The 10,718-nt window shown below is 65.9% G+C and carries 12 protein-coding genes, 2 tRNA genes and 1 pseudogene; 12 read left to right on the plus strand and 3 right to left on the minus strand.

From position 1 onward, the window contains the following. Nucleotides 1-23 precede the first annotated feature (23 nt). The 3 genes from CQ039_RS15225 to CQ039_RS15230 all read right to left on the minus strand — a co-directional run bounded on the left by CQ039_RS15225 (nucleotide 24) and on the right by CQ039_RS15230 (nucleotide 3,782). A complete protein-coding gene (locus tag CQ039_RS15225) occupies nucleotides 24-3,308 on the minus strand; it encodes an amidohydrolase family protein (protein WP_369831569.1) in 3,285 nt (1,094 codons plus the stop codon). A 138-nt stretch (nucleotides 3,309-3,446) separates the two neighbouring features. After that, nucleotides 3,447-3,584: a hypothetical protein gene (locus CQ039_RS16660; RefSeq protein ID WP_158256016.1), complete on the minus strand. Its 138-nt coding sequence runs from the start codon at nucleotides 3,582-3,584 to the stop codon at nucleotides 3,447-3,449. A gap of 123 nt (nucleotides 3,585-3,707) precedes the next feature. Beyond that, nucleotides 3,708-3,782, minus strand: a tRNA-Thr gene (locus tag CQ039_RS15230). A 64-nt stretch (nucleotides 3,783-3,846) separates the two neighbouring features. Between CQ039_RS15230 and CQ039_RS15235 the strand changes: the two genes are divergently transcribed. The 12 genes and pseudogenes from CQ039_RS15235 to CQ039_RS15290 form a co-directional block, all read left to right on the plus strand. Beyond that, nucleotides 3,847-4,053, plus strand: a complete 207-nt coding sequence (locus CQ039_RS15235; RefSeq protein WP_105564456.1) for a hypothetical protein — start codon at nucleotides 3,847-3,849, stop codon at nucleotides 4,051-4,053. 102 nt (nucleotides 4,054-4,155) lie between these two features. Continuing rightward, complete coding sequence (murA, locus tag CQ039_RS15240) at nucleotides 4,156-5,445, plus strand: UDP-N-acetylglucosamine 1-carboxyvinyltransferase (protein WP_105564455.1); 1,290 nt, start codon at nucleotides 4,156-4,158, stop codon at nucleotides 5,443-5,445. After that, nucleotides 5,435-5,932: a DUF2948 family protein gene (locus tag CQ039_RS15245; protein ID WP_105564454.1), complete on the plus strand. Its 498-nt coding sequence runs from the start codon at nucleotides 5,435-5,437 to the stop codon at nucleotides 5,930-5,932. Before murA ends, CQ039_RS15245 begins: the two co-directional genes overlap by 11 nt. Next, complete coding sequence (locus CQ039_RS15250) at nucleotides 5,929-6,396, plus strand: UPF0262 family protein (RefSeq protein WP_105564453.1); 468 nt, start codon at nucleotides 5,929-5,931, stop codon at nucleotides 6,394-6,396. Before CQ039_RS15245 ends, CQ039_RS15250 begins: the two co-directional genes overlap by 4 nt. A 101-nt stretch (nucleotides 6,397-6,497) precedes the next feature. Then, nucleotides 6,498-6,716, plus strand: coding sequence for a translation initiation factor IF-1 (gene infA / locus CQ039_RS15255; protein WP_003164348.1), 219 nt, complete (start codon nucleotides 6,498-6,500; stop codon nucleotides 6,714-6,716). Nucleotides 6,717-6,724: 8 nt separating this feature from the next. Next, complete coding sequence (locus tag CQ039_RS15260; protein ID WP_105564452.1) at nucleotides 6,725-7,324, plus strand: nucleoside triphosphate pyrophosphatase; 600 nt, start codon at nucleotides 6,725-6,727, stop codon at nucleotides 7,322-7,324. 1 nt (nucleotide 7,325) lies between these two features. Continuing rightward, nucleotides 7,326-8,360, plus strand: a complete 1,035-nt coding sequence (locus CQ039_RS15265; RefSeq protein WP_105564451.1) for a ribonuclease E/G — start codon at nucleotides 7,326-7,328, stop codon at nucleotides 8,358-8,360. A 3-nt stretch (nucleotides 8,361-8,363) separates the two neighbouring features. Next, entirely contained in the window at nucleotides 8,364-8,519 is a 156-nt protein-coding gene (locus CQ039_RS15270; protein WP_105564450.1) for a DNA gyrase inhibitor YacG, read from the plus strand. Nucleotides 8,520-8,591: 72 nt separating this feature from the next. Then, nucleotides 8,592-8,667, plus strand: a tRNA-Phe gene (locus CQ039_RS15275). Between the two features lie 441 nt (nucleotides 8,668-9,108). Then, a complete protein-coding gene (locus CQ039_RS15280; RefSeq protein ID WP_105564449.1) occupies nucleotides 9,109-10,023 on the plus strand; it encodes a MotA/TolQ/ExbB proton channel family protein in 915 nt (304 codons plus the stop codon). A gap of 5 nt (nucleotides 10,024-10,028) precedes the next feature. After that, nucleotides 10,029-10,460, plus strand: a complete 432-nt coding sequence (locus CQ039_RS15285; RefSeq protein WP_105564448.1) for a biopolymer transporter ExbD — start codon at nucleotides 10,029-10,031, stop codon at nucleotides 10,458-10,460. Between the two features lie 18 nt (nucleotides 10,461-10,478). After that, a pseudogene (locus CQ039_RS15290) lies at nucleotides 10,479-10,718 on the plus strand (energy transducer TonB); the annotation flags it as partial.

Genomic DNA, 10,718 nt, shown 5'->3' on the forward strand with positions numbered 1-10,718 from the left:
CTTCGTTTCAGGACTGACGCGGGTCAGTCGTGACCATGGGCATGGCCGTGCGCATCGGCCTCTGCCGAGGCTGCGCCCGCGCTCCAGGCCTGACCCTCGGCGCTCTGGTGCCAGAAGGGCTGACGCGGGGCCTGACCCACCTCGTTCATGTGGTTGTCGAAGATGCGGCCGTTGATCATGGTGTAGCCGATCTTGACCGTGTTCCGCAGGTTCTCCAGCGGGTTGGCGTCCAGCACGACCAGGTCCGCCAGCTTGCCGGTTTCCAGCGAGCCGATGTCCTTGTCCATGCCGAGCGCCGCCGCCCCATTCAGGGTGCCCACGCGCAGGGCTTCGTGCGGGGTCATGCCGCCCTGCTCGAACATCCACAGCTCCCAGTGGGCGCCGAGGCCTTCGCGCTGGCCGTGGGCGCCGATCTGCACCGACACGCCCTCGTCCGACAGGCGCTTGGCCTCACGCGCGATGTCGATGTGGTTCAGCTCGTTTTCCGGCACATGGACCGGGCGACGGGCGCGGCTGTCCAGAATGCGGCGCGGCACGTACTGGGTCAGGATCGGATCATTCCAGACGTCGGTGGCCTGATACCAGTAGTTCTCGCCCCAGTTGCCGCCGTAGGCGACGACGAGGGTGGGGGTGTAGGCCACCTTGGTCTGACGCCACAGCTGATGCACGTCGGCATACAGATGGGCCAGCGGGATCGAGTGCTCGATCGTGGTGTGACCGTCCACCACCATGCTCATGTTGTGCTGATAGAGCGAGCCGCCCTCGGGCACGACCATCATGCCCAACTCGCGCGCGGCTTCCAGAATCTGCTGACGCTGGTCGCGGCGGGGCTGGTTGTAGCTCTTGACGCTCCAGGCGCCGATGGCCTGCATCCGGCGCAGGTTGGACAGGGCGTCGTCCAGATCATTGACCTGAGCCGTAAAGGGCGTCGCCGCCCCATACAGGATGGTGCCGGTCGAGAAGATGCGCGGCCCGACCACGCGGCCGGCCTTGGCCAGTTCGCTGTGAGCGAAGATCTCGCTCGAATCATTGGACGGATCGTGGATGGTGGTCACGCCGAAGGCGAGCGCGGCGTAGTTGACCCAGGACTGCTGCGGAATGATCTCGTCCGAGCCCATCGAGCCGTGCCAGTGGGCGTCGACCAGGCCGGGGATGATGGTCTTGCCGGCCATGTCCATGACGCGGGCGTCGGTAGGCACCGTGACCGAGCCGCGCGGGCCGATGGCCTCGATGCGGTTGCCGTTGATGACGACCACGCCGTCCTCGATGACCTCGTCGCCCTTCATGGTGATCAGGCGGGCGCCGCTCAGGACCACGCGGCCGGTGGGCTTGGCGTAGTCGGCGCTGAAGCCGATCTTGATTCCATGCTCGGCGGGCTTGGGCAGTTCGGCCGGTGCGCCCTCGGCGAAGGCGAAGCTTTCCTGCAGCGGGCGCGAGAACAGCTCCGGGCCCATCGACCATTGCAGGCGGCTGGAATCGCCCGACCAGTGCAGCCATTCGCCGGCGTCGCGGGTGACGCGGGTCTGGGGCAGGGCCTTGGTCTCGGCGCCGACGGTGATGGCGCGACCCGTGGCGACGAAGGGCGTGACATAGGCGTTGAAGCGCTCGGTCCAGGCCACCCAGTGCTCGTCGGGCGAGACCGAGAACTCGGCCGCCCATTCGCTGCTCAGGTGGGTGCGGGGATCGTCGCCCGACAGGTTGACCGACTTCAGCACCCGCTTGTCGCCGTCGCGCGCCGTCAGGAAGACGCGGTCGTTGCGGGCGCCGAACTGCGGGTTGGAGCCCTCTTCGGTGATCTTGACCGGCTCGCCTCCGCGCACCGAGGTGCGATAGACGCCGGGCTCGCGGCTCCACAGGGCCGTGCGCAGATAGCCGTCGCTGGAGGTGCGATAGACGACCGTCTGGCCGTCCGGCGAGAACTGCGGCTCCAGATAGTGGCCGGGATGGGCGCTGATGACGCGGCCCTCGCCGCCGGCGGCGGGAATCACCCGCAGCGTGCCCAGGTCCTGATCGTTCCAGGTAGTGTAGACGATGGAGCGGCTGTCACGCGACCAGGACGGATAGAGCTCAAAGTGGTCGCTTTGGCGCGTCAGGCGGCGCGGGGCGCCAGCGACGCCGTTGCGCAGGTCGCGGATCCACAGGTTGCCCAGGGCCTCGAACACCACCTTGGAGCCGTCGGGCGAAGTTTGCGCCCAGCGGGCCATCTTCACGTCGAACTGGTCAGGCGCGACCTCGACGGGGAAACGCACGGCCTCCTGCACGCGGCGGGTGTCGGCGACGTGGAAGGGGATTTCGCTGACGGCCTTGGAGGCCACGTCGATCCGATGGATCTTGCCGCCCGCCCAGAAGACGATGCCGCGGTTGTCGGGCGTCCAACTCATGGTCGGATAGACGCCGTGGATGGCCCAGGTTTCCTGCAGATCGCGGTCCAGGGCGTCGTAGATCGGGGTCTCGCGGCCGGATTCGAGGTCCATGACATAGAGAACGGACTTGTAGCGGTCGCGCCGGATGAAGGCCAAGGACTTGCCGTCGGGCGAGGGGGTGGGGCGAATCGAGCCGCCCGGCCCGGTGACGAAGGGCGTGATCTCGCCGGTCTCGCGATCCAGACGACGGATCACATAGATCTGGGTGTTGGGGTCCTTGGAATAGTCGAACACGCCGCCCGAGGTGGCGTCGTCGCTGAAGTAGAGGTAGCGGCCGTCGGGCGAGAAGGCGGGCTCGCCCGTGTCCTTCTGCTGGGTGCGGCGTTCGGTCAGTTGCACGCCGCCGCCGCCGCCACGGTGATACATCCACATCTCGCCCGCGCCCAGCGAACGCGACGAGGTGAAGTGCTTGCGGCCGACGATGAACTGGCCGTCCGGCGACCAGTCGGGCTGGGTCAGCAGGCGGAAGGTCTCGTTCGACACCTGTTTGGCGTTGGCGCCGTCCCGATCCATGACCCACAGGTTGTCGCCGCCGCCCCGGTCCGAGGTGAAGGCGATGGAGCGACCGTCCGGCGAGAACTTGGGCTGCATGTCCCAGGCCACGCCCGAGGCGATGGCGCGGGCCTCGCCGCCGCTGATCGGCATGACATAGATGTCGCCCAGCAGGTCGAAGACGATTTCCCGGCCGTCAGGGCTGACGTCCAGCGACATCCAGGTGCCTTCGGTGACGTCGATGCTTGCGTCATGCGATGCGCCCGGCGGGTTCTGGACATCCCATTTGGGCTTGGCGGGCGTGGTCGCGGCGGTCGCCGTCGAATCGCTGGCCGGCGCATTTTGCGCGAACGCCGGGAAGGCCACGGCCAGGGCCGCGACGGTGGTCAACAAACTACGCTTCATGAAAGCCCCAACCCCCTTACAACTGAGGTTGAAAAGTCTAGCGGGCAGGGGACTGTCTTGACCAGACGTCAGGCGTCCCATGGGTGCGACAAAGTCGGCGGCTCGCAGCCTTCCTGCCTTGTCCGGCTACTGAAGCATCCAGCCGGCGGCGAAGCAGGCAGCGGCGAACAGGGCCAGAATCACCTTGAAGCCGTGCTTCTCCCAGAAGGTCTTGGGACGAAGGTCGGAGACATCATCGTCGTCGTTGTCAGGGGGGATCGCCATGCCTTCATCTCGACGTCATCCAGCGTCAGAAAACGCCTCTGGCCGAGAGTTGAACAGCGAGATCAGATTGTCGAGGAAAGTGGCCCGGACCCTTGCAAATCATTGGATCTGCAAGGGTCCGGATGGTGCCGCCGGGGGGAATCGAACCCACGACCTCAGCCTTACCAAGGATGCGCTCTACCACTGAGCTACGGCGGCCCTCAACGAGGAGAGCGGCCGTATAGCCAACGACTTCGGGGCGGCACAAGCGGAAAATGCATGCTTGATCAAAAACTTTGCTCGGGCTCTGCTGCACAACATGGATACCTCGCCCAAAGACGCCGTTCCCGCCGCTCCGGTCGTGGAGCCGACACGCGAACAGAAGGCCAAGGCTGAACGGGCCGTGCGCCTGGCCGCCGCCCTGCGGACGAATCTGAAACGTCGCAAGGCGCCGGGCGCCGCGTCACGCCCTGCTGCAGATCGCAACTGAAAGTCATCGTGTCTACGCGCATCGGCCTCTTTCGCGAGGGCCTAAGGGCTTGCTAGATAAGCGGTTCGCCGGGACGCAGGGTTTCCGGCCGCGAAAGATTCCATGGACAGCATCGTCATCCACGGCGGCAACCGCCTGAACGGCCAGATCGAGGTCAGCGGCGCCAAGAATTCGGCCATCAAGCTGATGGCGGCTTCGATCCTGACGGATCAGCCCCTGCTGCTGACCAATATGCCACGCCTGGCCGACACCCGCTTCCTCGGCCAACTGCTCCAGCAGTTCGGCGTCGAAGTGACCGAGCGTCACGGCGCCGATGGTCAGGAAACCCTATTTCACGCTCCCGAACTGACTTCGACCTTCGCCCCCTATGATCTGGTTCGCCAGATGCGCGCCTCGTTCAACGTCCTGGGCCCGCTGCTGGCCCGCTCGGGCGAGGCCAAGGTCTCGCTGCCTGGCGGCTGCACCATCGGGGCGCGCCCGGTCGACCTGCACCTGATGGCCCTGACGGCCATGGGCGCACAGATCGAGTTGGAGGAGGGCTATGTCTCCGCCCATGCGCCCAAGGGGCTGCAGGGCGCCGAGATCGAGTTCCCCTTCGTCTCGGTCGGCGCCACCGAACATGCTCTGCTGGCGGCGGTGCTGGCGAACGGAACGACGGTGCTGAAGCGCGCCGCCCGCGAGCCCGAGATCGGCGACCTGGCCCGCTGCCTGATCGCCATGGGCGCCAAGATCGAGGGCCTGGACACCGACGTCCTGACCATCACCGGGGTGTCGTCGCTGAATGGCGCGACCTGGTCGGTGATTCCCGACCGCATCGAGATGGGCAGTTATGCGCTGGCCGCGGCCATGGCCGGGGGCGAGGTGCGCCTGACCAAGGGGCGCGCCGATCTGATCAACGCCCTGACGGACAAGATGATCGAGGCCGGGGTCGAGGTCGAAGCGACGGCCGACGGCGTCATCGTGCGCCGCGATCCGACGCAGCGGTTGAAGGCCGTCAATGTCACGACCGAGATCTATCCGGGCTTCGCCACCGATCTGCAGGCTCAGTTCATGGCCCTGATGACGGTCGCCGAAGGGACGAGCGTCATTCACGAGAACATCTTCGAGAACCGCTTCATGCACGCGCCCGAGCTGGCGCGTCTGGGCGCCGACATCTCGGTCCACGCGGGCGAAGCCCATGTGCGCGGCGTCGAGAAGCTGCATGGCGCCCCGGTCATGGCCACCGATCTGCGGGCCTCGATCAGCCTGGTGATGGCCGGGCTGGTTGCGGATGGCGAAACCACGGTCGGTCGTGTGTATCATCTGGATCGCGGCTTCGAGCGGATGGAAGAAAAGCTGGGAGCCTGCGGCGCCGATGTGCGGCGCGTGAAAGGCGAGGCGGATGAGCACTGAGGTCGAGGCGATCTTCGACAACGACGCGGCGGCGGAAGCCCTGACGCCGATGGAGCCCTTGCGCCTGCTGGCCGAGGACGCTGTTGATCTGCAGATCATCTCGGCCGCGCTTCAGGACGCCATCATGCGGCCTGTCGACATCCGTTGGGAAAAGGAAGCCCGGCGCCTGACCATCGTCCTGTCGCGCTTCTGCTGGGAATGCGGCGGCACGCGCGTTATGGCGGCCATGCAGTTCGGCGACGTCGAGGCGGTCAAGAGCCGCCGCCTGCCGCGCCTGCCCGAATCGGCGCTGGAGCTTCTGGCGCTGGACTTCGAGCCGACCGAGGCGCCCGGCGGGCGGGTCATCCTGATGTTCGCCGGCGGCGGCGATCTGCGCATCGACGTGGAATGCCTGGACGCTGTGCTGACTGATCTGTCCGACCGTTGGCCCGCGCGCGTGGCGCCGACCCATCTGGACGACGCCCCTTCCGACGAGGTCAAATCGTGAGCGGTCCGCACAAGCTGTCCTCCATCGAGGTGGACGCCGCCACTCTTCCGGCCGCCACCGCCGAGATCGAGCATCAGCGCCGTGTCGCCATCTTCGACCTGGTCGAGCAGAACAGTTTTACGCCCGAAGGGGCCGAGGGCGGGCCCTACACTCTACGCCTGTCGTCGCAGGACAACCGCCTGGCTTTCGACATCGCCGGGCCGGACTTCGCCCGCACCCACGTCCTGTCGTTGTCGCCGATGAAGACGGTGATCCGCGACTACGCCCTGATCTGCGAAAGCTATTACGAAGCCCTGCGCGGCTCGTCGCCCAGCCAGATCGAGTCGGTCGATATGGGGCGTCGCGGCCTGCACAACGAGGGCGCCGAACTGCTGCGCGTGCGTCTCGAAGGCAAGGTCGAGATCGACAAGGAAACCGCCCGTCGTCTGTTCACGCTGGTTTGCGCTGTCTATCGACGCGGCTGAACTCGACTATTTCGGCGTTTTGGTGCATTAGGCGCCTCCTTCACGGCTCGCGTTCACGCCCGACGCGAGCCTTAAGCTGTTTTTCGGGCGAGAGAGACCGCATGGCCAAGGAAGAGCTTCTCGAGTTCCCCGGCGTCGTCAGCGAACTGCTGCCGAACGCCACTTTCCGCGTGACGCTGGAAAACGATCACGAGATCATCGCCCACACCGCCGGCAAGATGCGCAAGAACCGCATCCGCGTTCTGGCGGGCGACAAGGTGCTGGTCGAAATGACGCCCTATGATCTGACCAAGGGTCGCATCACCTATCGCTTCAAGTAAGGACGCGCGTGTCGCGTCCTGACCTTTCGGCTCCGAGGCTGGTTCTGGCCTCGTCGAGCCCGCGCCGCATTGAACTGCTGGCGCAGATCGGGGTGACGCCCGATCATGTTGATCCCGCCGACATCGATGAGACGCCGCTGAAGAACGAGACGCCGTCGCGTCTGGCCGAGCGCCTGGCGCGCGGCAAGGCCGAGGTGGTGGCCGCGCGCTCGCCCGACGCCATCGTCCTGGCCGCCGACACCGTCGTCGCCCTGGGCCGTCGCCTGCTGGAAAAGCCGGCGGACGAGGCCGAGGCCAAGCGCTTCCTCGAACTGCTGTCGGGCCGCAATCACCGCGTCTTCACCGGCGTCGTCGTGATCGCCAATGGTCAGGCGACCTGCCGGGTCGTCGACACCCGCGTTTCCTTCAAGACCCTGTCGCCGGAAGAGATCGCCATTTACGTCGCCTCGGGCGAATGGCGCGGCAAGGCGGGCGGGTATGGCATCCAGGGGGCGGCCGCCGCCTTCGTGCGCCGCATCGTCGGCAGCCACCCGGCCGTCATGGGCCTGCCCCTCTATGAGGCGGCGAATCTGCTACGGGGCGCCGGCTGGCGACCCAAGAGCCGCTGACGTGGCCGACGTCGAGGTCTTCCTCGATGAGACGCCGGGCGAGACCCGCGGCGTCATCGCCCGCGACGGTCTCTATACGCATCTGATCCTGCAGCGTGACAGCGATCGGCCGAGCGATCGGCTGGGCGCGCGCTGCGTCGGCCGTATCGCGCGCGTCGAACCCGGCCTGCGCGGCGCCTTCGTCGATCTGGGCGCGGGCGAGCCGTTCGGCTTCCTGCCCCTGGGCAAGGACGACAAGGCGGGGGAGGGGGCCAAGATCGAGGTCGAGGTCGTCGCCGAACCCCGCGAACGCAAGGGCCCGGTGCTGCGCCGTCTGGGCGAAGCGACCGGCGAGCTGCGCCTGTTGGCGGCGGGCTCGGACGTGGCCGCGATTCTTTCCCGTTTGGCGCCGGGCGTCGCGCCCCAGACCGGCGTGGCCGCCATTCGCGCCGTCCTGGAAGCCGAGGAGGACGCCCTGTCCGCCACTGTCGTCGATCCCGCCAGCGGTCTGGACCTGATGATCCAGCGCACCCGCGCCCTGATCGCCGTCGATATCGACCACGCCCCTGCGCCTGGCCGCGACTCCCGCAAGGGCCGCGAAATGGCCAACCGCGTCGGACTGTCGCACGCGGCCCGCTTGCTGGGGTTGAAGGGGTGGGGCGGTCTGGTCGTGATCGACCTGATCGGCGTCGGCCTGCACGGCGACACTATAATGAAGATGGTGCGCGCGGCCTTCGCCGCCGAGACCCAGGCCGCCTTTGGGCCGTTGAGTCGGTTCGGCCTGATGCAGGTGTCGCTGCCGTGGCGGCGCATGCCTTTGGACGAGCGGCTGCTGGACGCCGGCGGGAGCCCGACTCTGGAGGCGCGGGCCATCGCCGTTGTGCGTCGACTGCGTCTGGCCCTGCTGTCTGATTCCGCATCGCCGCGCCTGGTCGCGCGTTGCCGTCCCGATGAGGCTGCTGCGGCCGCTCCTCTGATTCAGGCCCTGGGCCCTAGGGCCGGCCTGGTTGTCGATGCGTCGATGGCGGCCGGCGCCGCCCGAATTGAAGAGGCCTGATTCATGTCGCTCTGCCCCATCTGCCGCCGTCAGGAGGCCGTACCGGCCTACAAGCCCTTCTGCTCCAAGCGCTGCGCCGACGTGGATCTGCAACGCTGGTTCACCGGCGGCTACGCCATTCCGACCGAAGAAGCGGTCGAAGATGAAAAAGATCGCTGAATTGAGTGAATTGGCGTCTGGACAGCCCCGCCAGCCTCGCCTATAGACCCGCCTCTCGCGACGACGTCGTGCGCCTGGATAGCTCAGCTGGTAGAGCAGCGGATTGAAAATCCGCGTGTCGGTGGTTCGAACCCGCCTCCAGGCACCACTCCCCCCTTACAAGCGAACGTCTTTCCCTTAGGGGGAAGCTGTGCCGTAAAATGGCCTAAATTTCGCCTTGGGAATTGCTTTCCCGTAACATGGCGTGATGCGACGTTTTCATGTCGCCACCATCACAAATACCGAAAATATTTTGCCCAACTTCCTGATTGCTGCAGGTGCGAAGGGGAAAAGAAACTTTGCGCACTTGACGCTAAGATAGGCGTTCGCCAAAGGGACTTAACCGCATTCCTGCTTGCAGGTCGGGGTGACCGGGATATTGTGTCCCGGACCTTGGCGGCGACGCTCGTTTTCGAACGGGAGTTGCAGGGGGGCGGCTCCACTTGTCGGCTCGATCCGACAGTGGCGCAATTTCATTATAGGGACGGCCGACTGACGCGGTCCGTGTCTTGGGTTCCACGTGTCAGACCAAAGCAGGAACTGGCGAACAATGCTCGATAGCAAGAAGACGAATATCCTCCTCGCACTGGCCGGCGCCGCCGTCCTGATGGCGAGCTCGCCGGTTCTGGCGCAAGACGCCGCAACCCCGGCCGCTGCTCCGGCAGCCGCTGCCTCGACCGCCGCTCCGGCCGCCGACGCTGCTGCTCCCGCCGCCGACGCCGCTCCCGCTGCCGACCCCTCGACGGTTGCTGACTCGGTCAGCGGCGGTCATGGCAGCGGCGGCATCACCCCCGTGTCCATGTTCATGGAAGCCACCGCGGTCGTTAAGGTCGTCATGATCGGCCTGCTGCTGGCCTCGATCTTCTCCTGGACCCTGCTGCTCATCAAGCTGCTCGAGTTCGGCGCCCTGAACAAAGCCACCGACCGCTTCCTGGAAGCCTTCCGCGGCGCCCGCACGATCGCTGACATGCGTCGTGTTTCGACCTCGGAAGAGTTTGACGGCAACCCGCTGGCCGACATGGCCGCTGCCGCCACCGAGGAAATCGAACTGTCGCGTCAAGCTGGCCTGCAAGTGACCGGCGATCACCGCGACTCGGCGCTGCTGCGCGCCCAGACCGCCGTGGCTGCTGTTCAGTCGGGTCTGCCCAAGCGCCTCTCGGGCGGCCAACAGTTCCTGGCTTCGGTCGGTTCGACCGGTCCGTTCGTCGGTCTGTTCGGCACCGTTTACGGCATCATGAACTCCTTCATCGGCATCGCCGAGTCCAACACGACCAACCTGGCCGTCGTTGCTCCGGGTATTGCTGAGGCCCTGCTGGCCACCGGTATCGGCCTGTTCGCCGCTATCCCGGCCGTTATCTTCTACAACTACTTCAACACGCGCATCTCGAACTACGGCACGCGTTCGGACGGCTTCAACGCTGAACTGATCAACGCCATCTCGCGTCAGCTCGACAAGGGAGCGTAAGACGGATGGCCGCCAAACTTTCCGGTTCCGGCGGCGGCAAGTACACCGTCGAGGCTAATGCCGAGATCAATGTCACACCCTTCGTGGACATCATGCTCGTGCTCCTCATCATCTTCATGGTGGCGGCTCCGCTCGCCACCGTGTCGGTGCCGGTGAAACTGCCTCGCGCCGTTGCGCCTCCGGGTAAGAATCCGCCGACGCCGGTCTTCATCTCCATCCAGAACGATGGCGATGTTTGGATCGGTGACCTGAAGTCCTCGCCTGCTTCTCTGGGTGACGACCTGCGGGTTCAGATCGGTCGCAGGAACCCTTCGGAAGAGCGTATTTTCATTCGTGCAGACCAACAGACCCGGTACGGCGACTTCATGCAGGTCATGAACGCCCTCCAGGACAATGGTTTCTACAGCGTCGCCCTGGTTGGCGAAGACAACTCGTAAGGGGGCGGGGCGCATAGCATGACAGCTGAACCTCACGTCCACCGCGATCCGATCCTGGATCCGCCGAAGAAGAAGAAGAAGCTTTCGACCGGCGCCATCGTGGGCATCGCCATGTCGGTGATCGTCCACGGTCTGGCGGGCCTGTACTTGTATAACAACAAGTTCGTGCTGAAGGAGATGACCTACGAGGACGAGGCCGTCGACGTCGAGCTGATGGAGGTTCCGCCTCCGCCGCCGCCGCCGCCGCGTTCAATGCTC

The sequence above is a fragment of the Brevundimonas sp. MYb52 genome, from assembly GCF_002979535.1.
Taxonomy (GTDB): Bacteria; Pseudomonadota; Alphaproteobacteria; order Caulobacterales; family Caulobacteraceae; genus Brevundimonas.

Coding starts and splice junctions, on each gene's coding strand:
- infA (WP_003164348.1), top strand. CDS start 6,498: ATGGCCAAGGAAGAGCTTCTCGAGTTCCCCGGCGTCGTCAGCGAACTG.
- CQ039_RS16660 (WP_158256016.1), bottom strand. CDS start 3,584: ATGGCGATCCCCCCTGACAACGACGACGATGATGTCTCCGACCTTCGT.
- CQ039_RS15285 (WP_105564448.1), top strand. CDS start 10,029: ATGGCCGCCAAACTTTCCGGTTCCGGCGGCGGCAAGTACACCGTCGAG.
- murA (WP_105564455.1), top strand. CDS start 4,156: ATGGACAGCATCGTCATCCACGGCGGCAACCGCCTGAACGGCCAGATC.
- CQ039_RS15280 (WP_105564449.1), top strand. CDS start 9,109: ATGCTCGATAGCAAGAAGACGAATATCCTCCTCGCACTGGCCGGCGCC.
- CQ039_RS15270 (WP_105564450.1), top strand. CDS start 8,364: ATGTCGCTCTGCCCCATCTGCCGCCGTCAGGAGGCCGTACCGGCCTAC.
- CQ039_RS15245 (WP_105564454.1), top strand. CDS start 5,435: ATGAGCACTGAGGTCGAGGCGATCTTCGACAACGACGCGGCGGCGGAA.